Origin of the sequence: Kitasatospora albolonga (genome assembly GCF_039535905.1) — a bacterium.
Taxonomy (GTDB): domain Bacteria; phylum Actinomycetota; class Actinomycetes; order Streptomycetales; family Streptomycetaceae; genus Kitasatospora; species Kitasatospora albolonga.
This window is the reverse complement of record NZ_BAAAYB010000078.1, coordinates 1-23,207: the sequence shown is the minus strand read 5'-3', so window position 1 is coordinate 23,207 and position 23,207 is coordinate 1. Positions and strand designations below refer to the sequence as shown.

General features: G+C 73.7%; 17 protein-coding genes and 1 pseudogene. 12 read left to right on the top strand and 6 right to left on the bottom strand.

Annotation, left to right across the window (positions count from 1 at the left end):
- The first annotated feature begins 179 nt into the window (after window positions 1-179).
- Window positions 180-1,652, top strand: a complete 1,473-nt coding sequence (locus ABD946_RS18870; protein WP_345285063.1) for an outer membrane protein assembly factor BamB family protein — start codon at window positions 180-182, stop codon at window positions 1,650-1,652.
- Between the two features lie 69 nt (window positions 1,653-1,721).
- Here ABD946_RS18870 and ABD946_RS18865 read toward each other — a convergent pair whose 3' ends face one another.
- The 3 genes from ABD946_RS18865 to ABD946_RS18855 form a co-directional block, all read right to left on the bottom strand.
- Entirely contained in the window at window positions 1,722-2,246 is a 525-nt protein-coding gene (locus ABD946_RS18865) for a hypothetical protein (protein ID WP_345285061.1), read from the bottom strand.
- Window positions 2,247-2,269: 23 nt separating this feature from the next.
- Window positions 2,270-5,356 (bottom strand): hypothetical protein, encoded by a 3,087-nt coding sequence (locus ABD946_RS18860; protein ID WP_345285059.1) that lies wholly within the window; start codon window positions 5,354-5,356, stop codon window positions 2,270-2,272.
- A gap of 170 nt (window positions 5,357-5,526) precedes the next feature.
- Window positions 5,527-7,146 (bottom strand): MFS transporter, encoded by a 1,620-nt coding sequence (locus tag ABD946_RS18855; protein WP_345285057.1) that lies wholly within the window; start codon window positions 7,144-7,146, stop codon window positions 5,527-5,529.
- A 239-nt stretch (window positions 7,147-7,385) separates the two neighbouring features.
- Between ABD946_RS18855 and ABD946_RS18850 the strand changes: the two genes are divergently transcribed.
- Window positions 7,386-8,054 carry a TetR/AcrR family transcriptional regulator gene (locus tag ABD946_RS18850; protein ID WP_345285055.1) on the top strand — a complete coding sequence of 223 codons (669 nt, stop codon included), beginning with the start codon at window positions 7,386-7,388 and terminating at the stop codon, window positions 8,052-8,054.
- A gap of 38 nt (window positions 8,055-8,092) precedes the next feature.
- On the opposite strand, the gene ABD946_RS18845 is transcribed toward ABD946_RS18850, so the two are convergent.
- Window positions 8,093-8,608, bottom strand: coding sequence for an Lrp/AsnC family transcriptional regulator (locus ABD946_RS18845; RefSeq protein WP_345285053.1), 516 nt, complete (start codon window positions 8,606-8,608; stop codon window positions 8,093-8,095).
- A gap of 94 nt (window positions 8,609-8,702) precedes the next feature.
- On the opposite strand from ABD946_RS18845, the gene ABD946_RS18840 reads away from it, so the two are divergent.
- On the top strand, window positions 8,703-9,533 hold the full coding sequence (locus ABD946_RS18840) for an LLM class flavin-dependent oxidoreductase (protein ID WP_345285051.1): 831 nt from the start codon (window positions 8,703-8,705) through the stop codon (window positions 9,531-9,533).
- Window positions 9,530-9,961 (top strand): nucleoside deaminase, encoded by a 432-nt coding sequence (locus tag ABD946_RS18835; RefSeq protein WP_345285049.1) that lies wholly within the window; start codon window positions 9,530-9,532, stop codon window positions 9,959-9,961. Before ABD946_RS18840 ends, ABD946_RS18835 begins: the two co-directional genes overlap by 4 nt.
- 7 nt (window positions 9,962-9,968) lie before the next feature.
- Here the strand turns inward: ABD946_RS18835 and ABD946_RS18830 are convergent, their stop codons facing one another.
- Window positions 9,969-10,262 (bottom strand): hypothetical protein, encoded by a 294-nt coding sequence (locus tag ABD946_RS18830; protein WP_345285047.1) that lies wholly within the window; start codon window positions 10,260-10,262, stop codon window positions 9,969-9,971.
- On the bottom strand, window positions 10,259-10,456 hold the full coding sequence (locus ABD946_RS18825; protein ID WP_345285045.1) for a hypothetical protein: 198 nt from the start codon (window positions 10,454-10,456) through the stop codon (window positions 10,259-10,261). The genes ABD946_RS18830 and ABD946_RS18825 overlap by 4 nt, the downstream gene beginning before the upstream one ends.
- A gap of 92 nt (window positions 10,457-10,548) precedes the next feature.
- Between ABD946_RS18825 and ABD946_RS18820 the strand changes: the two genes are divergently transcribed.
- From ABD946_RS18820 to ABD946_RS42795, 8 genes and pseudogenes are all read left to right on the top strand, one after another.
- Window positions 10,549-11,385, top strand: coding sequence for a helix-turn-helix domain-containing protein (locus ABD946_RS18820; protein WP_345285043.1), 837 nt, complete (start codon window positions 10,549-10,551; stop codon window positions 11,383-11,385).
- On the top strand, window positions 11,375-11,575 hold the full coding sequence (locus ABD946_RS18815) for a DUF397 domain-containing protein (RefSeq protein ID WP_345285041.1): 201 nt from the start codon (window positions 11,375-11,377) through the stop codon (window positions 11,573-11,575). Before ABD946_RS18820 ends, ABD946_RS18815 begins: the two co-directional genes overlap by 11 nt.
- Before the next feature lie 55 nt (window positions 11,576-11,630).
- Complete coding sequence (locus tag ABD946_RS18810; protein ID WP_345285039.1) at window positions 11,631-12,047, top strand: CU044_2847 family protein; 417 nt, start codon at window positions 11,631-11,633, stop codon at window positions 12,045-12,047.
- Between the two features lie 69 nt (window positions 12,048-12,116).
- Window positions 12,117-14,258, top strand: a complete 2,142-nt coding sequence (locus ABD946_RS18805; RefSeq protein WP_345285037.1) for a VMAP-C domain-containing protein — start codon at window positions 12,117-12,119, stop codon at window positions 14,256-14,258.
- Window positions 14,255-15,271, top strand: coding sequence for an AAA family ATPase (locus ABD946_RS18800; RefSeq protein ID WP_380149991.1), 1,017 nt, complete (start codon window positions 14,255-14,257; stop codon window positions 15,269-15,271). The genes ABD946_RS18805 and ABD946_RS18800 overlap by 4 nt, the downstream gene beginning before the upstream one ends.
- A gap of 1,139 nt (window positions 15,272-16,410) precedes the next feature.
- A complete protein-coding gene (locus ABD946_RS18795; protein WP_345285035.1) occupies window positions 16,411-17,964 on the top strand; it encodes a TIR-like protein FxsC in 1,554 nt (517 codons plus the stop codon).
- Between the two features lie 92 nt (window positions 17,965-18,056).
- Complete coding sequence (locus ABD946_RS18790) at window positions 18,057-19,352, top strand: sensor histidine kinase (RefSeq protein ID WP_345285033.1); 1,296 nt, start codon at window positions 18,057-18,059, stop codon at window positions 19,350-19,352.
- Window positions 19,349-19,471: pseudogene (locus tag ABD946_RS42795) on the top strand (DNA-binding response regulator); the annotation flags it as partial. The gene ABD946_RS18790 and the pseudogene ABD946_RS42795, both read left to right, overlap by 4 nt.
- Window positions 19,472-23,207: the final 3,736 nt, after the last annotated feature.

The following is a 23,207-nucleotide window of genomic DNA, read 5'->3' as shown; positions in this document are numbered from 1 at the left end:
GCCCCGTGGCCGCCGCACCCCGACGGCGCCGCGCCCCCGGGGATCGAACACTTCTTCTCTGGTCACTCACGCGGGCAGATTATTGCACCGGTCATACGAATCCTGACGGGGCGTCGGACGCGGGCGGACGCCCCCGGTAGAGTGCGCTGAATTTCGCACGTACGCACGGGGGACCCGCCTTGCCGAGATACGTATCCGCACACGACGTCACGCTGTACTGGGCCGGGCTGACCGGCTGCTGCACCGCGATGGCCACGGTCTACTTCTGGCGGGGCAGCGCCGCCGAGCCCTGGACCGAGGGGATCGGGTGGGTGATCGGGCTGGGGTGGCTGATGGTCGTGATGACCCTGGTCGCCCTGGTCGTGACGCTTGCCCGCGGCCTGCACGGGGACGGGCCCAAGGGTTGGTTGGTGGCGGCGGTCTGCGCCGTGCTGGGCGTCGTCCCGGCGTACTTCATCGCCGGGTGGATGCTCACCCCGCCCCCGCCGGGCGACCCGGCCAGCCCGGAGCTGCGGCCGGCCTGGACCGCCTCCGACCCGACCGGCGGGGGCAAGGCGGTGGCGATCTGGCAGCAGGGCGAGACGGTGGTCCGGGTCCGCGAGGACGGGCTGACCGCCTACCGGGCCGGCGACGGCACCCGGCTCTGGACCCTGGCCACGCCCGCCCGGGAGACGGTCTGCGCCGCGGGCACCGACCCGGCCGGGACGGTGGCGGCGGTCGCGCTGAGCCGCTCGCTGGGCGAGTGCGAGAGCGTCCGGGCGGTGGACCTGGGCTCCGGCACCTGGGCCTGGGGCGAGCGGGTCGTCAAGATCACCGACGCGGTGGACCGCGAGCGGCGCGGGCACCAACTGGCGGTCACCGGCGGCACGGTGCTGATCGCCGAGGAGGAGCGGCTGCGCGCCGTGAAGGCCTCCGACGGCACCGAGCTGTGGAGCGGCCCGGCCGCCAAGAACTGCGACAACCTGGCGGTGGCCGCCACCGGGGCGAAGGTCGCGCTGGTCGAGTACTGCCCGGGCACCTACCCGCAGGGCACCACCGCGCTGCGGATGCTCGGCGCGGCCGACGGCAAGGAGGCGTGGCGGACCTCGCTGGGCACCGAGACCCGCCTCACCGCGCTGCAGCTGCTGAGCGTCCAGCCACCGGTGGTCCGGGTCCAGGAGCAGGACGGCGCCGGGGTGCACGGCGTGCTCTCCCTCAGCGAGAAGGGTGCGGTGCGGGCCGTGGTCAAGGACGGGGCCGGACCGGACCTGCGCCTGGTCCTGGAGCCCAACAACCAGTCCATCAGCGCACCGGGCCTGCGGGCGGTGGTGACGGGCGATCAGCTGGTCGCCGCCGTCAAGGTCCGGGGCCTCGGCGAGGCGGTCGCCGCCTTCTCGCTGGCCGACGGCGCACAGCGCTGGCTGGTCGACGCGGGCAGCGGGGCGTATGGCCTGGCGGCCGGGACGGACGGGGTGCTGGCGCTGACCGACTACGGGTACGACAACCAGTTGCTGCGGATCGACCCGCAGAACGGGTCGGTGCGCTCGCGGCAGGTCCTGCCGACCGGGCAGAGCTCCGCCACGGCCTGGCTCGGCGGGACGGCGAGCCGGACCCTGATCGGCTACGGGCTGTACGACCCGTCCGTCCCGGTTCTGCGCGGCCTGCCGCGCTGAGGCCGGAGGAGGCCGGAGGAGGCACCGTGCGGGGCGCCCGACGGCACCTGACGGGTGCCTGACGGTGCCTCAGCCGGCCGGGCCGCCGAGGTCGGACGGCTCGATCTTCGGTTCGACCACCACGAAGCGGCGCTCGCGCTCGTCGTAGTACGTCCGACCGGTCGGCTCCAGCAGGCTGCGGGCCAGCACCCGGGTGACCACTCCGTCCCGCTCCCCGGTGGCGGGCGCCGCCAGCGCGGCCGCCACCGTCCGGTGCATGGCCGTGAGTTCGGCCGGCGGGCTCGCCGGGTCGTAGCTGTCGGTGGACACGTGGTAGACCGGGTGCGGCCGGGCGACGAAGTCGGTGCCCACCTCGAGCGGGAGGAGCACCCGGACGTCGGCGGCCACCGACGGGCGGGCGGCCACCCAGTCCGCGCAGGCGGTGATCAGCCCGGCGTAGGGGGCGGCCAGGGCGGGCGGGAGCAGTCCGTCGAAGCGGCGCACCATGACGCGCGGGGAGCCGGGCGCGGACGGCACGAAGTAGAGCGTCCCGAGCGGGCTGAACAGGAACTTCCGCAGGCCGAGGGCGTCGCTCAGTTCGGAGAAGGTGCGCATCGTCCCGTCCTTGGGCCAGGCTCTCACTGCATGTCGATGACCAGGATCCTGCCACTGTTGGGGGACCAGTGGAGGTTGGCGGAGTTGTCGCGCAGCTTGTCGGCGAGCAGGCGCATGGTCGGGTCGGTGGCCCCCTCCAGGGCCGCGATGGCCTGCCGCCGGGCGGCGGCCACCTCGGGGTCGGCCAGGGCGTTGCGCAGCGGTACCGAGTCCGGGTCGAAGCCGCGCAACGCCCAGTCGTCGGCGACCCGGGTCACCTCGACCACCTCCAGCACCGCGCGCAGCCGGGGGTCGGCCTCGACGCCGGCCCGGGCCCCGCGGAGCAGCCGGACGGAATCGGCCATGTCGCCGAGCCTGACCCGGAACCAGCGCTTGAGGGCCTGGAACCGCTCGGCGCCCAGGAAGAGTTGGCCCTCACCGCCCCGCAGACCGGGGTTCGGCTCCAGGTCCTCGGTGCCCCGGAACCTGCGCAGCTCGGCCTCGAACCCCTCGTGGAAGCGGTCGTCGAACTCCGCCCAGGAGGAGGGGAACCGGGGCACGGCCGCCCGGACGTCCGCGTTCAGCCGCTGCAACTCCCCCTGCGCCACGTCCCGTTCGGCCTTCAGCCGGAGCACCTCGGCAGGGTCGGCGGTCCGCTCGGCCGCCCCGTTCAGCCGCTCCAGGGTCTCCTCCAGCGCTCTCAGCCTGGCTTCCAGGCCCGGTCGTGCGCCCGGCCGTCGGACGTCGGCGAGCAGGGCGCGGATCCGGGCCGCGAACGTGCGGGACCCGGCGATGTCCGCCAACAGCCTTGCCTTGCCGGGCACTTCGGCGGGCACCGTGCGGTTGTCGTCCGGCTCCGGTACCGGCTCACCCTCCCGGGCCCGGCGGACTCCCCGGGCGAAGCGGTCGAGCACCTCGGCCACCGAGTCGGGCACCAGTCGGCGGAGCACTCCGGCGGCCGCCGAGGCCAGCCGGCCGCCGATCCAGCCGACCGCCACCAGGACGAGCGTGATGCCCAGCGCCAGCGAGCTGTCCGCCATGGCGCCGAAGTCCCGGAGCTTCTCCGCACGGGTCTGACGCGTGGTCAGCAGATCGCCCAGGGCCTTGACCAAGGCGACCGCCTCACCGGCCGCGAAGGAGGCCAGGAAGGCCTCCCCGAGGCCGATCGCCACACCGAACCCGATCCCGGCACCCGCCGCACCGCCCACCCCGAAGCCCCCTGCGGCGCCGGGGGCGGCACCGATGCCGAGCCCCGCCAACGCGCCTCCGATCGCCCCCAGTACCGTGCCGGCCACCGAGCCGCCGCAGGCTCCGACCACGGTGAGCGCGATGGTCACCGGGCCCATCAGGAGCAGCGCGATGTTGTTCAACCGCCGCCACAGGGCGAGCGGGACGTCCAGCAGGTGGTTCTGGTCGGTCCACAGGTCGTGCAGCGCGCCGAGCGGATCGGCCAGGAGGTTCCGGGGGGCGAACAGCGAGGACACCGCCGTCCGGACGTCGCCGCCGATCCCGGTGAGCTCCTCGCCGATCTTCGGCCAGGGCCACACGATGCCGATCAGCGTGTCCAACGCCAGGCGGCGCAGGTCGAGTTGGGCCCACTTCTCGGCCCAGGCCGCGCGCAGACCGGCCCAGACCTCGGCGAGCCCGGTGGTGCTCCGCGGGTCACCGTGCGCGCCGGCGGCGGCCTGCCGCTGTACGGCCGGCCCGGGCCCGGCCGACGGAGCGTCAGCGGCCTGCACCTGCTCCAGTGATTGCTGCGGTGCCTGTGCCAGGTGCTCGGCCGCCGCCCGCTCGGCGGCGGCGGGCATGCCCTGACCCACGGTGCCGGCCAGCCGGTCGGCGTACGGCTCCACCGTCGCGGTGGGATCGGCGACCGCCTCCCGGACGGACGCGAGCGGGGCGGCGTACCGGCGCAGGCCGCCGACCAGGCCGCCGATCGGGAACCCCCGGATCCGACGGGTCAGCGAGCGGACGCCGCCGCCGAGCCGGTCGATGCCCTGGACGGCCGCCGTCCGCGCCCCGTCCCAGGCGCCCCGGACCCCCTCGTACGCCGAGACCGCCAGGCGGCGGGCCCCGTTCCAGGCCGCCTCGGCGCGGGCGGTCACCGCCTCGGCCAGACCGCCTGCCCTGGACCGGAGTTCGTCCCACCGGCCGGCCAGTCCGTTCCACAGGCCCTGCCCGGCCGAGAGCACCCGGCCGACGACGCCCCCGAGCAGGCCTCCGCCGCCACCGGTCAGCCCCTCCGCCGTGCGGGTCAGGTCCTGCCACGTCCCGGTGAGCCGCCCGAGCACCGCACCGGCCGCGCCGCGCACCTCACCCACCAGCGCACCGGCCCGGCCGCCCGCCGCGGCGAGGCCCGCCTCGAAGCGGCCGCGCAGCCCGGCCCAGACCCCGGCGATCCGCCCGGTCGCCGCCTGCCCGGCGTCCCGGGCCCCCTGCCCGGCCGTCTCCGCGGCGGTGGTGACGGCGCCCCAGGCGGCCTGGGTGCCGTCCGGATCCAGCTCAAGGACGGAGCCCCGCAGACGGGCGGCGGCGGTGTGCACGCCACCGACCAGCTGTCCGATCCGCCGGCGGACGGCGGACGCCAGCTCGGCGAGTGCGCCGCGCCCGCTGTCCCAAGCCGTGTCGAGACCCCCGGCCAGGGCCGCGCCGGCGGCGGCGAGCGTCTCCCCGGCCGTGCCCGCGCGGGCGCGCACGGCGGTGAAGGCCTCGCCGGCCGTGGCGCTCAGCGCGCTCCACCCGGACCGCAGCCGGTCGACCACGCCCGCGACGCGGCGACGGGCGGAGGCGAGCAACCCGCCCTCGTCCTCGGCGCGTTGGACCGGTACCCGGGCCCAGGACAGTGGCTCGGCCAGGGGCAGTGGTTCGGCCAGGGACAGTGGCTCGGCCCGGGCCGCCGGAGCGAGAGGGGCCGCAGGGGTGGTGGCGGCAGCGGGCCGGGCGCTCAGCCAGGCTGCGGCCGCGCGGTTTCCGGCGGCCTTCTGCAGGGCGAGCAGCGCGTGCGGCCCGGACGCGGCTCCACCGGGCACGGGGGTCGGCGGGGCGGCGGCGGGCGCCTGGGCGAGCGGTCTACGGGCGGGTGACCGCTCGGGGTCGGCGGCCCCGGGGCCACGGGGCGCTGGTGTCGGCATCCGCCCTCCCGTGTCCGCAGACCCTCACGGACAGGGTCGCGTCCGCCCGGGCCCCCGACCAACGCGGTCGGGGGCAGCCGGACGGGAAGGCCGCGTCGCCCGATCGGGCAGCGGTGGGGGGAACGGGAGCGGCTCCGTTCCCCCCTGACCGTGGGTCGGACGACCGTGCGTCAGATGTGCACGGCCGGACCGGCGTCGTTCGCGCCCTTCTTGGTGAGCAGGCCGAGCAGGGCCGCCGCGAAGGCGACCGCCGCGGCGGCGGCGAAGGCCAGCGACATGCCGCTGACGAAGGACTCGTGGACGGCGCTGGCCATGCCCTGGACCACCTGGTCCGGGGTGCCGGCCGGGGACGGCGGGACGATGCCGAGCTGGGCGGCCTGGTCGAGGCCGGCCTGCTGCTCGGGGCCGAGCGGCGGCAGGCCCGCCTTCGCCCAGTTGCCCGGCAGCACGTCGGTGACCTTCGCGGCCATCACCGCGCCGAGCACGGCGGTGCCCAGGCTGCCGCCGACCTGCATGGCGGCCTGCTGGAGTCCGCCCGCGACACCGGAGAGCTCCAGCGGGGCGTTGCCGACGATCACCTCGGTGGCACCGACCATGACGGGGCTGATGCCCAGGCCCATCAGCACGAACCAGAGCGACATCACGCCGTTGCCCGAGTCGGTGGTGAGGGTGGACATCCCGTACATGGCCACGGTGGTGAGCGTCATGCCGACCACGATCGGGATCCGCGGGCCGACCTTGCCGATCGCGGCACCGGCCGCCGGAGCACCGATGATCATCATGCCGGTCATCGGCAGCAGGTGGACCCCCGCGTCGACCGGGGCCATCCCGTGGACGTTCTGCAGATAGAAGGTCACGAAGAAGATGGCGCCGAAGAAGGCGAAGGCCATCAGGACCATCAGCAGCACACCGGCCGAGAGCGGCACCGAACGGAACAGGCTGAGCGGGATCAGCGGCTCCTTCGCCCGGGTCTGCCAGAGCGCGAAGAGCACCAGGGCGAGCACCGCGCCGCCGAGGAAGAGCAGGGTGGAGACGTCGCCCCAGCCCCAGCTCGGGGCCTTGATGATGCCCCAGACCAGGGCGAACATGGCCACCGAGAGCAGGGCGATGCCGGGCAGGTCGAAGGACTTCACCGCGTTCTCGGAGCGGACGTCACGCAGGATCAGCAGGCCGAGCAGGACGGCCGCGATGCCGACCGGCACGTTGATCCAGAACACCGACTGCCAGCTCACGTGCTCGACCAGCAGGCCGCCGACGATCGGGCCGGCCGCGGTGGAGGCGCCGATGACGCCGGCCCAGATGCCGATCGCCATGTTGAGCTTCTCGGCCGGGAAGGCGCCGCGCAGCAGGCCGAGCGCGGCCGGCTGGAGCAGCGCGCCGAACAGGCCCTGCAACACCCGGAAGGCGATGACCAGTTGGATGTTGGTGGCGAAGCCGATGGCGGCCGAGGTGACCGCGAAGCCGGCCGCGCCGACCAGGAAGGTGCCCTTGTGGCCGAACCGGTCACCGATCTTGCCGGCGGTGATCAGGAAGACCGCGAGCGCCAGCAGGTAGCCGCTGGTCACCCACTGGATGTCGGCCGGCGAGGCCCCCAGGTCGGTCTGGATGGCCGGGTTGGCGATCGCCACCACGGTGCCGTCGAGGGCCACCATCATCACGCCGACGGCGACGGTGAGCAGGGTCAGCCAGGGATGGCCCTGGAAGCGGGCGAGGCCGCCACCACCGCCCGGGGCGCTGCTCGGCCGGGACGGACCGGCCGCCTCGGCGCTCTTGGTCAGGGACTGGCTCATGTCTGACGGACCCTCCGGGCTCGCTGCGGGATGACTCTGCCGATGGCGGTGACGCCCCGGCCCACCCGTCCCCACGAGTCGTCCGGCCTGGCGGGCGTCACCGCCGTGCGAGATTATGTCAGCCTCTGACATTCGGCAAACACTGCCTTGTGCTGATGCCTGACTTGTGCAGGGAGCTGCCATTTGTCAGCGCGCTATCGTTGTCAGCACCGATCCACCAGTCCCGGAGGCCCCGCCGCATGGCCGTGCAGCCCACCTCGCCCGCCACCGCCACGGACGGTTGCCGGATCCTCGGCCTGCGCGAGCGGAAGAAGCAGCGCACCCGGGACGCCCTGGTCTCCGCCGCCCACCGGCTCTTCCTGGAGCACGGCTACGCCCGCACCACCATCGACGAGATCGCCACCGCGGTGGACGTCTCGCAGCGCACCTTCTTCCGCTACTTCGCCAACAAGGAGGAGGTCGCCCTCGCCGTCCTGGCCGACGCCGAGGACCACTTCATCACGACCCTCAGGGCCCGCCCCGCCGAGGAGAACCCCCTTCAGGCGCTGCGCAGTTCGATCGTCCTGACCTGGCGCGACCTCTCCACCTCCGACGGCGACCAGGGCATCACCGCCGCCCTCGAACTCATCCAGCTGATCGAGGAGACCCCGACCCTGCTCGCCGCCCACCTGCGTCGGATCACCGACCAGGAGCGGCTGGTGGCCCGGCTGATCGCCACCCGCGAGGGCCTCGACCCCGCCGTCGACCTGCGGCCGCGGGTGCTCGCCGCCGTCTTCGGCGGGGTGCTGCGCAGCGCCCATCTGGCCTGGAGCGGGGGCGAGTCCGGGCCCGGCCCCGAGGGCATGATCGCCGTCATCGAGTCCCACTTCGACCAGCTCGGCCCGGCCCTGGCCGGCGACTGGCGCTGACCCTCACTGACGGCGCGTCACCGCCGGTCGCGCGCCCCTCAGCGGGCGGTGGCGCGGGTGGCCGCCTCCGTGCGCGGTGGAGCCGGGCGAGGTGCGGCCGCGCTCGGCGCCGCCGGGCCACGGAGCGGGAGGGGGTGGCTGAGCACCAGGCTGGTGGTGGTGCTGCCGAGTCGGGCCAGCTCGTCCACCAGCTCCTCCAGGTGGGCCGTGGAGGTGGCCGCGACCTTGAGGACGTAGCAGTCGTCGCCGGTGGTGCGCAGGCACTCCAGGATCTCCGGACGCTCCGCCAGCAGGCGCCGCAGCGGCTCGTGCCGGCTCCCCGGTCCCGGGTACTTGAGCCGCACCACGGCCGGCACCGGGTACCCCGCGCGCGCCAGGTCCACCTCGGCCCGGTAGCCGGTCACCACCCCGGACGCCTCCAGCCTCCGCACCCGCTCGGTGGTCGCCGAGGCGCTCAGGTTCACCCGCCGGGCCAGCTCGGTGAAGGCGATCCGGCCGTCCCGCTGGAGCTCGGTGAGGATCGCCCAGTCGGTCGGGTCGAGGATCTCGGTCATCCGGTGAATCTACCGGGGAATCCCCGGCCGATCGGCGATCATGCCGGGAGGAAGCCCTTCTGACGGACCGTCCGGACTGCGTAGTTTTGACGGCGTGAAGATCGGTGTGAACGTCCCCAACTTCGGCCCGGGCACCGACCCGGGCATGCTCCGCGCCTGGGCCTCGACCGTGGAGGACCTCGGCTTCGACCTGCTGATGGTCTCCGACCACGTCGCCGTCACCCCCGACGTGGCCGAGCACTACCCCGACCCCTTCTACGAACCCTTCACCACCCTCTCCTGGCTGGCCGGACTGACCGGCCGGGTGCGGTTGGGCACGACCGTGCTGGTCGCCCCGTACCGGCACCCGCTGCTCACCGCCCGGATGGCCACGAATCTGCGCGACCTGAGCGGCGGGCGGCTGGTGCTGGGGGTGGGGGTCGGCTGGGCCCGGCAGGAGTTCGAGGCGCTGGGCCTCCCGTTCGAGCGGAGGGGGCGGCTGACGGACGAAGTCCTGCGGGTGTTGCGCTCCGAGGCGCCGGACGTCCCCCTGTGGGTCGGCGGCAACAGCGAGGCGGGGGCGCGGCGGGCGGTGCGGTACGGCGACGCCTGGCACCCGATGCGCTGCACCCTGCCGTGGCTGCGCGAGGCCGCTGGCCGGCTGGCGGCCACGGCCGCCGAACAGGACCGGCCGCGGCCCGCGCTGGCACCCCGGATCAAGCTGAAGATCACTACCGCCCCCGACCCGGCCCCGGAGCGCCTGGCCGGGGTCGGCAGCCTCGACCAGGTGCTCGACGATCTCACCCAACTCCGGCTGCTGGGCTGCGAGTCCGTCCTCCTCGACACCTACGGGGGCGACCCGGCGGAGACCCTCTCCCCCGAGAGCGCCTGGCGCGACCTGGCCACCGTGGCCGCCCATCTGCTCCCCCGAGAGGAGAACCCGTGACCACCCCCGATGACCTCCCCCTGCTGCGCCGCGCGATCGCCCTCGCCGCCGAGGCCTCCGACGGCGGGAACCCGCCGTTCGGCTCCCTGCTGGCCTCGCCGGAGGGTGTGGTGCTGGCCGAGGAGCGGAACACCACGCTGACGGACCGGGACATCACCGCCCACCCCGAGCTCAAGCTGGCCCGTTGGGCCGCACGGGAGTTGACGCCGGAGGCGGCGGCCGGGACGACGATGTACACCAGCTGCGAACCGTGCGGCATGTGCGCGGCCGCCATCCAGGTGGCCGGCCTGCGGCGGGTCGTCTTCGCCCTCTCCGGCGAGCAGCTCCTCACCATCCGCCCCGGCAGCGGACGGCAGCCCGTCCCGCAGGACGGCCCCGCCCTGTGGGAGGAGGTCCGGGCGGCGGTCGAGCCGTACTACCACCGCTGACCGGGCGTCAGTCGCCGCGCTCGCGGAAGACCCGGGGCGGCAGCGGCTCGACGGGTACGCGGCGGACGCCGTCGACGTGGTCGTAGCGGTAGAAGCGGGCCGTCTCGGTGGAGACGCCGGCCCGTTCGGCGATCTCGTGCCAGAACGCTCCCGTGGCGTAGGCGGCGCGGGCCGCGAGGCGTAACTCGTGGTCGATGGCGACGAGTCGGCTCCTGAGCTCGGCCTTGCGGACCGCGACCGCCGCCACCTCGGCGAGGGCCTCCTCACGGCGGGCGCGTTCGCGCTGCTGACGGGAATTCAACCGGCTTCCTCCTCGGTGTCCGGAACGGCCACGAGGCAGTCCGGATCGGTCTCCCACTCGCAACCGCCACCCACGGGGCGGAGGTAGGCCGCCTTCCCGAGGGTGTCCCGGTACTCCCCCACCCGCCCCGACCTGGTGTCGGTCACCAGTTCGCCGACCTGTGGGCGGCCGTCGGCCCTGCTGCTCTTGGTCACGGGATGACTCCTCTGTGTGGTCGTTCGGCCTCCACGATGGCGGTCCGCCGGCTACGCTCGGAAGGATTTCAACTGGACAGTGGGGGCTGTTGATGAATCTCCGCGACCTGGACCCGTCGGCGTCGCCCTTGGCCGCGTTCGGCATGCAGCTACGGCGCAGCCGGAAGGCGAGGGGCCTGTCGCAGGCCGAGTTGGGTCGCAAGCTCAGCTGCTCCGACTCGTACGTCTCGTACATCGAGCGCGCGGAGCGGCAGCCCCCGCCGTGGTTCGCCCCGAAGGCGGACGAGGTCCTGGAGACCGGCGGGACGCTGGAGTTGATGTGGTGGCAGCTCCAGCACTCGATGCTGATCGAGGGCTTCCCGGAGTACGCGCGCGAGGAGGCGAAGGCCGCGGAGATCCGGGTCTTCGAACTCGGCGTCATCCCGGGGCTGCTCCAGACCGAGGGTTACGCCAACGCCTACGGCCTCGCCCCGGTCGGGTGGGGCGACGTCACGCGGGAACAGGCCGAGGAACGGATCGGCTTCCTGCTCGCCCGGCAGACCCTGCTCACCCGGAAGGACGGCCCGCTCGTCTACGCCGTCCTGGACGAGAGCTGCCTGCACCGCCCGATCGGCGGCCCCACCGTGATGACCCAGCAGCTCGCACACCTCGAACGACTGGCGGAACGGCCCGACTTGGTGCTCCAGATCGCGCCGCACCGGCTCGCGGAACGACGGCCGCTCAGCGACACGCTGTGGCTTCTCACGATGCCGGACCGCACCGTACTCGGCTATACCGAGACTTTCCAACGCGGGTACCTGGAACGGGAGAAATCCACCGTTGCCAAGTGGGAGCGGCTCTATGCTCGGCTCCAGATCGAGGCACTGTCGCGGACGGACTCGCTGGCCCTCATCCGCGAGGTACGAGAGGACATGGAACATGCGCGCTAACCCGGATCACCTCGTCTGGCGCAAGAGCTCGTACAGCGGACAGGGCGGCGAGTGCGTCGAGGTGGCCGACCACGTCCCCGGGCTCGTCCCCGTCCGGGACTCCAAGGACCCCGACGGGCCCGCCCTGCTGTTTCCCGCCGTCTCGTTCTCCGCCTTCGTGCGAGCCGTGAAGGCCGGGCAGTTCGGCTGACCCAGTTCGGTGGAATCCGCTCCGGCGGTGGGGTCGCGTCGGCACAATCGTCTGCGTGTCCGACTATCTCGAGTTCACCTTTGACGATGGTTCAGCCGTGCTGTTGCGGACCTTCCCGGTCAAGTCCGCCGCGCCAGCCGAGCCCGCCCCCGCCAACCTGCCGCCCGGCCTGGGTGGTGGGACGCCCGTGGGGCGGCGGGCGGAGGAGCTGGGCGAGCGGCTGACCGCGCTCGGGGAGGGGGCGCTGCGGACGGCGTTGAGTCCGCTGGTGCCGCTGCTGCAGCAGGTGCACGACACGGTGGCGTCGGTGCCGAGCCGGCCGCACGAGGTGTCGGTGGAGTTCGGGGTACAGCTCGGGGCGGACCTGAAGTTGGGGGTGGTGGGCGGTAGTGCGGAGGCGAGCCTGACGGTCTCGGCGACCTGGCAGCTCGCGCCGCGTGCTGCAGCTGCGGAGCCCGGCGCGGCCGGCTGACCGGGCGTGGGGTGGTTCGACGGATCCGATGCGGCCGAGACGGGCATCCGTGCGGCGTTCGTGTCGGTGATGGGCCCCGACGGGCAGCCGGTGGGCGGTGGGGTGTACCTGCACGGCCGGCTGCTGCTGACCTGTGCCCACGTGGTGAACGCCGCGCTGGGAAGGGGCCTGTTCGAGGTCTCCGACCCCACCGCGACGGCGGCGCTGCGGGTCGCCTTCCGCGCAGGGGCCGCGGCCGCGGCCCCGCCCGGGAGTGCCCGTGTCGAGGCCTGGCTCGCTCCCCGCGCGGCCGACGGCGGCCCCGCGCCCGAGGGTGCCGTGGAGTGGCTGGGCGACCTGGCGGTGCTGCGGCTGGACGCGGACCCGCCCCCGGACGCCTTCCCGCAGTCCTGGGCCGCGATGACGGTGGGTCAGCAGCTCCGTGCCTGGTACGGCACCGGCCAGGCGGTCTCGGCGACCTCGACCACCGTCCAGGTCTGCGAACCGGACCGCAGCTACGTGGACGCGGCGGCCTCCGGGCCGGCCATCGGCCCCGGGTACAGCGGCGGGCCGCTCTGGTCGGCGGCGGACCAGGCCGTGGTCGGGCTGGTGGCGGGGCAGCTGCGCGGTACCGGCGGCTTCGGTGACCGCAGTCTGGTGCTCTCCTGGCAGACCGTCAGGGGCGAGCTGGAGTGGGCCCTCGGCCCCGCCCGGGCCGTCGCGCTGCTGCTGCCCGCTCACCCGGCGCCGGCCGCTGCACTCCAGGACGGTCTCCCGGAACTCTCGGACCTCCTGGGCGAATTGTTCCCCGGAACCACCGAACGGGCCGACGGCGCCGCCCACCTGGCCGCGCTGTTCGAGCTCGGCCAGGGCCCGGCCGGCACCGCACCGTCCGTCGAACGGATGGCGGCCCTGCTGCTCACCGAACCGCGTGCGCTGGCCGCCCTGGCGGAGTACCGCCGCCACAGCCGCCCCGACCAGGCGTCCCGGCTACTGGGCCTGGGACACGAGTTGGCGGTACCCGGCCTGCTGTCACCGGAGCAGTACGGCCGACTGGTGGCCATGCTGGAGAAGGCCCTGGAGCCGCCCGCCCCCGGGCTGCCCTCATTGGCCAGACTGGTGGCCGCCGCGCTGCCCTGGGTGGACCTCCCGCCCGCACTGCTCACCGGCCCCGTGCCGGAGGGGTGCGGCAGCCGGACGGCTGCCCTGGTCCGGCACCTGGAGACCTACCGGCCCGGGAAGCTGCTGCGCTTCGTGGAGTACGTGGCCGCCGCACTCGGCACCCGGGGCGAGACCGCCCTGGCCCGCCGGCTCCACACCTGGAACGAGAACACCGCTGACCGTCTCGGCGTCTCCCTCGATGCGCTGCGGGACTACCGTGCGGACGCCGGGGACTGGCCGGGCGCCGCGGCCGAGGAAGGTACTGAGCGCGGCACGCCCCGGTTGGTGGTCCGGCTGACCAGGTACCAGCACTCCGGTGCCGGACGGTTCCGCTGCGCGCTCTGGGCGGACCACGGCGACGGGGAGCTGCACCCGGTGGACGGTCCGGGCGGGCGCCCGGGCACTCCGGAGGAGGTGGCCCGGGACCTCCGTGCGGTGATGGCGGAGTGGGAGGACGGGGGCGAAGACCCGTACCCGACCGTCGAGTTCGTGCTGGACAAGGAGGAGCTCGGGCTGGCGGTCGAGGAGTGGGACACCGCCCACCCGGAGGAGCTGGCCGACGGGGACGAGCCGCGCCCGCTGGGCACCGTCCACCCGGTGGTGGTCCGGCTGGCGCTGGACCTCGACCCGGTCCGCAGCCGCGAGCGGGCCAAGGCCCTGGCCTTCCGGTGGCGTTGGCGGACGGTCAGCCCGCCGCTGCACCTGGACGGCGAGCACCAGGAGCCCCGGCAGGTGGCCAGCGCACTGCTCAGCCACCGGGCGGCCAGCTGCGTGGTCCTGGGCGGACCGGACCGGGAGCGCCGGGTGCTGCTCGCGGTGAAGTGCCTGCGGATGGGGGTGCCGGTGGTGATCTGGGACCGCGTCGCCGACGGGTCGCTGCCGGCCGGGCACTTCGCGCCGATCGACCCCGGCGGCCCCGAACACTCGCTCCCCGAACGGGTCCGGAGCTACCGGGCCGGTGCCTTCGGGTACGCGGAACGCTTCCCGCTGCGCCCGGTGCTGGCCCGCGAGGACCCGACCAGGCCACTGCCGCAGACCCTCGCCCTGACCGACCCGGAGGAGAGACCGTGAACGCTGGACCGCCCGAGCCGGCCGACCCCGCCGACGCGGCCGACCCCGCCCCCGACGAGGACGCGGCCGACGCCTGGCGGATCTTCCGCGGGGACGGGCGTCCGCGCTCCCCCGACCTGCCGCCGGTACCGCCCTGGCGACGGCTCGGCGGCCCGGCCGCCGCGGGCGGCGGGCCGCGCCCGTACCGGATCGACCCGGCGCACGTGGACGTGGTCAACGCCGCGTTGCAGCTGCGCCGTCCGCTGCTGGTCACCGGCCGCCCCGGCACCGGGAAGACCTCCCTGGCGCACGCCCTGGCCCACGAACTGAGCCTGGGTCAGGTGCTGCACTGGCCGGTCAACAGCCGCTCCAACCTGCCCGAGGCGCTCTACCGGTACGACGCCATCGGCCGGCTGCGGGAGGCCACCCTGGCCCGGGAGACCGGCCGGGCCCGGTCCGAGCCGGACATCGGCGCGTTCCTGCGGCTCGGGCCGGTCGGCACCGCGCTGGTCGCGGCCGGGCGTCCCCGGGTGCTGCTGGTGGACGAGCTGGACAAGGGCGACGTCGACCTGCCCAACGACCTGCTGACGGTCTTCGAGGAGGGCAGCTTCGAGATCCCGGAGCTGGCTCGGCTGCCCGAGGACCAGTCCGAGGTCCGGGTGCTGACCGCCGATCCGGGCCGGGCGACCGTGCCGGTGACCCGGGGCCAGGTGCACTGCACCGAGTTCCCGGTCGTGGTGATCACCAGCAACGGCGAGCGGGACTTCCCGCCCGCCTTCCTGCGCCGCTGCCTCCGGCTCGAACTGCCGGACCCCGACGCGGCGGCCCTGCGCGAGATCGTCGAGGCCCATCTGGGCGTCGGGGCGATGGCGGGGGCGGAGGACGTGCTGGCCGAGTTCCTGGAGCGGCGCACGCATCGGGAGTTGGCCACCGACCAACTGCTGAACGCGGTCTTCCTCCGCAAGGGCGGGGTGGACCTGGACGCGCACCGGCTGCTGGAGTCGGTCCTGCACAACCTGGGCGGCACGGTTTGATCCGCCGGGGCACCGACGGCGGGAGGGGGCGAGGAACATGAGCGCGGAACTGGACCGGGCCCGCGAGGTGCTCCGCGCCTCCGGGGCCGACCTCGACCTGTACGAACTGCTGGACGTCCTGTGGCTGGCACGCGCCCTGCCTCCGGGCGTCGACCTCCCCCTGAGCCGCCACTCTCCGACCGGGGACCGCGCCGTCACCGGGCCGGACGACGGCGCGGCGAAGGACGGCGCCGACCCCTCCCCCGAGAGCACCACCGGGCCGGGCCGGGACAGGCCCCCGGCCCGTCGGCTCTTCACGGGGGTGGCAGCCGGCACCGGACGCAGCGGGACCAGGGAGACCTCGCTGCCGGAGCCCCGGGCCCTGCCGGATGCCCGCATCCTGGCGAGGGCACTGCGCCCGCTGAACCGCCGCCGGACCGTGCCGGGCGGTGGGGAGCTGGACGAGTCCGCGACCGCGACCCGGTGGGCCGAGACCGGTCTTCCGGAGCTCGTGCTCCGGCCCGGCCGGGAGCCCTGGCTGCGCTGCGTCCTGGTGGTGGACGACGGCGTGCCGATGCTGATCTGGCGGAAGTTGGTCGCCGAACTGGACGTACTGCTCGGCCGGTTGGGCGGCTTCCGGCAGGTCACCGTGGTCGGCCTGCGCAACCGCGGCCCCGGCCCGGTCCGCCTGCGGGCCCGCCCGTTCGGCGCGGACGGGCCGGACCGCTCCCCCCGCCACCATCGTCGACACCACCGGCCGGACCCTGGTCCTGGTGGTCACCGACGGCGCCGGCGCCGCCTGGCGGGACGGCCGGATGCGGGCGGTGTTGGACGGCTGGGGCCGCCGTGGCCCGACCGCCGTGCTGCACACCCTGCCCCGACGGATGTGGCCCGGCTCCGGGGTGGCCGGGGACCCGTACCCGGTGTCTGGCTCCGGGGCGGGCGTGCCCAACTCCGTTTGGCAGTTGCCGCCCTGGGCCTCGCAGGGCCTCCGAAGCGGGGTGGACACCCGTGTACCGCTACCGGTCCTGGAGCTCTCCCCCTCCTCCTTGCAGCCATGGGCCGGACTCGTCGCCACCGGGGGAACGACTCGGCTGACACTGTGGGAGGACGGACCGACACCCGCGGCCACGGCCCAACCGGTTCTGGCAGAGCGCGAATTGGAGACATTCCTGCGCTCCGCCTCACCGCCCGCCCGACGACTGGCGGCGTACATCGCCCACCTGGCGCCACTGAGCGTGCCCGCGATGCGGCTGGTCGGACTGGCCGCCCCGGCCACCACCGGACGGCCGGGCCCGGGCAGTGTGGAACTGGCCGAGGTACTGTTGGGCGGACTGCTCCGGCCGGTACCGCATCCGACCCGAGCCTGGGACGAACAGCCCGTCCAACACCGTCAGTTCGACCTTCCTGCGGAGACCAAGGAACAGCTCGCCGAGTTGGTGCCCACCGCCGAGCTGCGCGCCCTGCGACGGGAGGTCACCGGTCGGCTGGAACAACTGGCCGGTGCCGCGCCCGACTTCCCGGCCTGGATGTCCACCGACAGCCCGGGCCCGGAGGGCCGGGGCGAACTCGCGCTCGCCCGTGGCCGCCTGCTGAGCCGCCTGGAGCCGACCGCGCCCGCGGCCCCCAGCACGGAGACCACATCCACGTCCCCCGCAGAGCCACCCGCCATGGCTCCGCCGCCGCCCGTGCCCTCCTTCTCCGGCCATCGGCAGGAAGACCACGAACGCCCCTACTTCTTCCTGAGCTACGCCCACGTACCGCGCGCCAGGACCAACGGCGCCGGTGACCCGAACCACTGGGTCAGCCAGCTCTACGAGGACCTCTGCGAGGCGGTCCTGGCCCTGACCAGCTACCGCTCCGGCCTCCCGGTCGGCTTCATGGACCAGTCCATGCACCAGGGCGAGCTCTGGGCCAGCCGGATCTCCCAGGAGCTGGCCACCTGCCGGGTGTTCGTGCCGCTCTACTCGCCCCGCTACTTCTCCAGCCTGGCCTGCGGCCAGGAGTGGCACTCCTTCACCCAGCGTCCGGTCTTCCCGGCCCGGCAGACCTCCGAGCGCACCAGCGGCATCGTGCCGGTGCTCTGGGTGCCGATGAGCGACCGCCAGCTCCCCGAGGTGGCCCGCCAACTCCAGTTCAACCACCGGGGGTTCGGCCGGGAGTACGAGGAGGAGGGCCTGTACGCACTGATGAAACTCGGGTACTTCCGCAAGGCCTACGAGCTGGCCGTCTTCCGGCTGGCCCGGCGGATCGTCGAGGTGGCCGAGAACACCGTCATTCCCACGGCACAGCCGGTGGACTTCACCGCGCAGCCGAGCGCCTTCACCACCCGGCGCGCCAGGGCGGTGCGGATCTCCGTCATCGCCCGCGACCACCACGGGGCTCCCTTCCCGTCCACCTCCGACCGCACGCTGGCCGAGCACGCGGTGAGGGTGGCACGACAGCTGGGCTTCGAGCCGACCGTGCACGAGTTCGAGGAGGAGCTGGTAGCGACGGCATCCGGCCCCCCGGAGGCCCCGACCGTGGTCCTGGTGGACCGTCGGACGGCGCAGGACGGGGACCGGTCGGAGCAGGTCGCACGGCTGGACAGGTCGCGGCCTCCATGGACGAGCGTGGTGACGGTGAGCGGCCAGCACGAGTTCGAAGAGGAGCTCCCCCGAGCGCTGATGCGGGCCAGGCACGGCTTCGAGAGCCGGTCCGATCAGCTTCCGTAGGGTGCCGGCCCGGTGTCATACCCCGGTACTACCCGGAAGACCGGCCCTGGGTACGAGCCGTTCCGCGGGGTGCGGCGCCTAGGCTGACGGGGATGAAGCTCCAGGTTCCTTCTCCGGTGAACGAGGCCGCCCAGTGGGTCGGCGATCAGCTCGGCGATCTCGGGCGGGCGTTGCTGACGCCCGCCGAGGGCCATGTGCCGCTGTTGGCGGGGGCGCAGCGGGCGTGGGTGCGGGCGTTGCCGTACCTGCTGGCGCTGGCGGCGACGATCACGCTGCTGTCGACCGGCACGGTGGTGCTGGCCAACGACTACGGGCTGCCGGTGGCGGTGGCCGGGGCGCTGGCGCTGGCGCAGTCGGTGCCGTTGATCGTCGCGGTGACCAGGCCGTTGGCGGCGTGGTGGGTGATGTCCGCCGGTGTGGTGCTGGGGGCCATGGCGACGGCGTGGACGCCGAAGAGCGCCGGGCCGTGGCCGTGGCCGGTGCCGACCCTGCTCGGGTACGTGTTCCTGATGGCGGCCCTGGCGCTGCGCGAGCGCGGGCGGACGCTGCTGGCGGTGTGGCTGGTGACGCTGGCGGCCAGTGTGGTGGCCAGTGACCTGCACCAGCCCCGGGCCGGGCAGACCGCGACCATCACCGTGGCGATCTCGGGCGCGGTGCTGCTGCTGGGCTGGACGGTGCGGGGCCGCGGGGAGGCGCAGCGCAAGCTGGCGGAGCAGGAGCGGATCAGCGAGGCGGAGCGGGAGCGTTCGACCCTGCTGGAGGAACGGGCGCGGATCGCGCGGGAGTTGCACGACGTGGTGGCCCACCACATGTCGGTGATCACGGTGCAGGCCGACTCCGCGCCGTACCGGATCAGCGGGCTCCCGCCGGAGGCGGTGGAGGAGTTCGGGACCATCGCGGCGGCGGCGCGCGGTTCGCTGGCGGAGATGCGGCGGCTGCTGGGGGTGCTGCGCAGTGACGGCAGTGCGCCGGACCGGGCACCGCAGCCGGGGGTGGAGCAGTTGGAGCGGCTGGTGGAGACGGTCCGTCAGGCGGGGGTGCGGGCCTCGCTGCGCGGCGAGCACCTCGGTGAACTCCCGCAGGGCGTCAGCCTGTCGGCGTACCGGATCGTGCAGGAGGCGCTGGCCAACGTGGTGCGGCACGCGCCCGGGGCGGTCACGGAGGTGGAGCTCTCGGCGAGCGCCGGCACGCTCCGGGTGACGGTGGTGAACGGCCCGGGCGGGACGCCGGGGGTGGAGGCCGGGGAGGGCACCGGGCACGGGCTGGTGGGAATGCGCGAGCGGGTCCGGCTACTGTCGGGCAGGCTGGAGACCGGCCCGACCGCCGAGGGCGGCTTCCGGGTCTCCGCCGAACTGCCCGTCACCACCGCTGGAGAGAGCCCCCGATGACCATCCGCGTAATCATCGTCGACGACCAGGCGATGGTCCGGGCCGGCTTCGCCGCGCTGCTCAACGCGCAGAGCGACATCGACGTGGTCGGTGACGCCGCCGCGACGAAGGCAGGCGTGGCAGGTGTCAAACTAGGAGAGTACCGGGGCTCAGGACCGCATTCGCGGACGTGTCGCTGATGGAGTCCGCGATGCCGGATGGCCGGATTGGATGGCGGTCTGCGACAGACGGCCCGCGGCGACTAGCTGACACCCCGCCGGCGTCAGTGGTGGCTGGCACCGGGGCCGAGGTGCTGAATGACTGAGCCACCTTCGCGAACGTGGACGACTACGTCTACACGAGGCGCTGTACGCGCCGGGGCCTCCTCGAGCTTCCTGCTACAAGCGGACGCCACCGACGGCACGATAACACGCTGATCGCGCGTGCGTCGGTGGTGGCGGCCGGGAGACGCTGCATGGCGCGCCTCGTGATACGCGCCTGTCTGATCGAGGACTTTGCGTCGTGCGGAACAGGCCCGCCTCTGCTGGCGGAGGGACCGGCACAGCTCCAGCTGAACGATGCTTTGACCCCGCGCCCACTCCGAGACCGAGGTGCTGGCCAGCCTCGATCGCCCCACCGGCGCTATGCCTGTCCACACCAGGAGATCGCGACGAGCGCGAGCGGCTTCGCCGAGTCAGCACCGCCTTGAACGACGCTCCAAACACGGCATCGGCGGATCCTGGCCAACGCTGGCGCCTGCGCGCCGACCGTCGGGCCCACGGCGCGATAGGTGCCGTCGTACGAGCTCGGTGCCGTAGGTGACGCGTGTCAGTAGGACCCTGGGGCGGCAGTTGAGCGCGATCGATGATCGGCAAGTCGACGACCGCGAGGTCGCAGGCACGTACGTCAAGTCTGGCGATGTCAGGTGAAGGTCAGCCAGCAGACGTCGGTAGGGAGGCTACATCGACCGCATGGGTGCGGGTTGGCTCCTCTGTGCGCGGCGTGACGGCTGTATACAGTCAGCGTCGCTGTCTGCCATCTAGCGCAGAGACGGCTCGCGGGTACAGCGCCCTTCTCGTGACGGTGACCCGACTACATCTGTTGTTTACCACCAGCTCCATCCTCAACTGCATCGAACCGGACGCGGGCCAGCGCGTTCCTACACAGTGTGCAGCGCACAGCATTCCATCCCGCTCCACTTGTGCACACCGACCCGTGATGGGCAGATCCGGCGGCTGACAGTCGGGTCGACGAACGTTGTCGGCTCCAGCGGTCCGTGGTGCATACACTGAGACATAGGTGGCTCCCCAGATTCCCGTATTGAAGCTAAGCCAGCCCCTCCTTCAGTACGGTCGATCCCGCTCCGGACCCCGCGCGCCGTCGAGATGCAGCCGGCGCATCGAGAGGAGTCGTGGTTTCCGGTGTGCGGGCGCGCGCACGCCTAGTGGGCGCGTGTCGCCGTGCCGACCCGGCGGTGTCAGGCGCGGCACGCCGTGTTTACGGCGGTGGTGGCGGGAGCCGGCCAGTACGCGCGAGCTGGCGCCTCGCCGCGTCGGTGACGGTGGTGGCGACGGCGACGCACGGGACAGCGGGTCGGGATGCGTGCTGTCGGCACGCGGCGGGGCACGGACGCGGCGTGAAGCGCCTCGGTGCGGCTGGACCGTGCCGGCCGAGGATGTACACTCTCCACGGCGTGCGGCCGGGCGATGGCCGAGGGCTCGGCTCAGGCACGGCCGAGCGGTCGTGGGCGGGCTCCCTGTCCTCGACGCTCGGGCATCGCCACCACCACTGGAGGTCTCGCCGCGCGCGGGTGATGGTACGACCTCGCGCTCGCGGACGCGAGTGTACCGCCTGTTCTCCCAGGGGCTACGTCGCGTGTAGTTCGAGCTGCTGACGACACACACGCCGGGCAGCCAACGACTGGCACGGCATGTCCCGCACGATGACCGGACGCTGGACTCGTCCCTGTCCCGGCCAGGCACGCGCGGTGAGCCGGTGAGGAAGCTACGCGGAGCGCGTCGCGCGCATGGTGTGGAGACGGGCACGGATCTACGCACGCGGACTGGCAGGTGGCCCTGCTGGACGAGATCGAGGAGCCGCCGGCACCACGGGGTGCAGCTCGGCCGTCTCGACACTGATCCCCTGCACGGCACAGGCAGCCGATTTGTGTAGCGCCGTTCCTGGACAGCGTCCGGGCCGCTCCGTCGTGCCGTGCCGGGGCACCGTGCGTGGCGTCCCCGATAGAATGGAGCCTCGGTAATCGTACTCGGGTGTTGGCGCTGCGGCCTGGGTGACGCCCCGCCTCAGGCGCCGTCCGCTTCCTACTTTACTCTCCGTGCGGAGATCAGGTGACGTAGGAGAGGCGGAGCGGGATGAGGCGCGATTCCGCGCGGGCACTGGCGCAGGTGCTGCCTGACGTGCGTGGCGGTCGGCGGGGGCCGGCAGCTGGGCGCGGCAGACGCAGCGGCGCGGTCACCGCGCGCGCTGCGAGAGGACCCGCCGTGTGGCACGCGCACGGGCCTGGGTGGCGCGTGACATGTAATAACCCACACCTACGGGTGCGAGCTGCCGCGGAGCCGGTGAGCCGCGCCATCGGTGTCGCTCTGAGTGTCGCGCGGAGGTTCTGTATCGGCGACGGGACGCCCTCTCCGCGCAGCATAGCGCAGACGCGAATGCGCTGGGGTGTGCGCGTGTGTGTGTCGTGGGATCGGCACACCGGATCGCGGCGTCTGAGTTTGGTCGAAGCCTGGAGCGGTCGCCCATCCGTATCCTGTGGGCTGCCGCTAACGCCTTCGCACCATGTCGGATCTCGCTGATGGCACTGCAGGCGAGAGGAGCGGCAGCAGGATAGAGGCGGGGCACGGGTCGTGGCATCAAAATCGGATAGGGATGAGAGCGCGGACGTATCGACGGCGTCTAGCCCGAGCGGCGGGTAGACGCCTGGAAGGCGCACTGGCTCGCGCGTGGCCACGTGCAGGCCGCGTGGCTTGCCGGGGTGAGGCTACGCGTGAGGCATGGGCAGGTCGCCGGGCGGCAGATCCTGGCCTCGGACCGCGCAGCGGTGGCGGGCGAGTAACGCCCAGATGTTCGGCGAGTTGGAGCAAATGGGCCGACGCGGAGGTCGTGGTGGTGGCGAGAGGCGCTCGGACATCGACTGATGCCATGAGAGCCGGCGTAGCACGGGCCGTCCCGCGGCACTCAGGCGGCACGCCGGCGGCGCGCCACGAGGCGCTGCGCGGCGTGCACGTCCGCGAGCGCCTGCGGTGTCGCCTCGGACCGGCTCCACCACGCCCGTCAAGGTCGGCCCGTGGACGACGGGCGGTTCTACGCCTGGCTGGACGGCCAGGCGCGGCGCGCGGCTGTCGGCCTTCCTGGACGACGGGCTGACGCCGGTGAGCCGGCCCGGTCACGCTGGTCGTGCTCACAGCTACGAGCACGGTGCTGGTACTGACGTGGGCGTCGCCGACCCGAGCGGAGCAGCAGTGCGCGGAGATTGGGACCGCGCTCGGGCTCGCCGGCATGGACTTCGTGGCAGCGCGGCGGACTGCGGCTGCGGGCTAGGGCCGCTCTGAGGTGGTCAAGCGCAACGCCGGAGGACTGGATCGACAGAGGTCCCGAACGTCTCGTCTGTTACGGCCATCAGGCACCACCGGCGCCGACCCCGAAGTCACAACCCTCAGCTACGAGGGCCAGGCTGGTGAGCTCACCGGCTCGCACGGCCACAGCGGCTACCTGGTGCCCGCACCGCCTCTCGCTCGCCAACCACCACGCCCATCGCGCTGGGCGAGGACGCCGGTCGACTGCGCCAGCCGACAGCCCGGCCTGCCGCTCCGCGCCCGGCACCGCCCTCACCGCCTGGAACCACCGCCCGAACCT

Bases quoted from the DNA above. Each gene is read 5' to 3' on its own strand.
- ABD946_RS18850 (WP_345285055.1), top strand. From the start codon at position 7,386: ATGGCCGTGCAGCCCACCTCGCCCGCCACCGCCACGGACGGTTGCCGG.
- ABD946_RS18865 (WP_345285061.1), bottom strand. From the start codon at position 2,246: ATGCGCACCTTCTCCGAACTGAGCGACGCCCTCGGCCTGCGGAAGTTC.
- ABD946_RS18790 (WP_345285033.1), top strand. From the start codon at position 18,057: ATGAAGCTCCAGGTTCCTTCTCCGGTGAACGAGGCCGCCCAGTGGGTC.
- ABD946_RS18805 (WP_345285037.1), top strand. From the start codon at position 12,117: ATGGGCCCCGACGGGCAGCCGGTGGGCGGTGGGGTGTACCTGCACGGC.
- ABD946_RS18815 (WP_345285041.1), top strand. From the start codon at position 11,375: ATGCGCGCTAACCCGGATCACCTCGTCTGGCGCAAGAGCTCGTACAGC.
- ABD946_RS18845 (WP_345285053.1), bottom strand. From the start codon at position 8,608: ATGACCGAGATCCTCGACCCGACCGACTGGGCGATCCTCACCGAGCTC.
- ABD946_RS18820 (WP_345285043.1), top strand. From the start codon at position 10,549: ATGAATCTCCGCGACCTGGACCCGTCGGCGTCGCCCTTGGCCGCGTTC.
- ABD946_RS18860 (WP_345285059.1), bottom strand. From the start codon at position 5,356: ATGCCGACACCAGCGCCCCGTGGCCCCGGGGCCGCCGACCCCGAGCGG.
- ABD946_RS18855 (WP_345285057.1), bottom strand. From the start codon at position 7,146: ATGAGCCAGTCCCTGACCAAGAGCGCCGAGGCGGCCGGTCCGTCCCGG.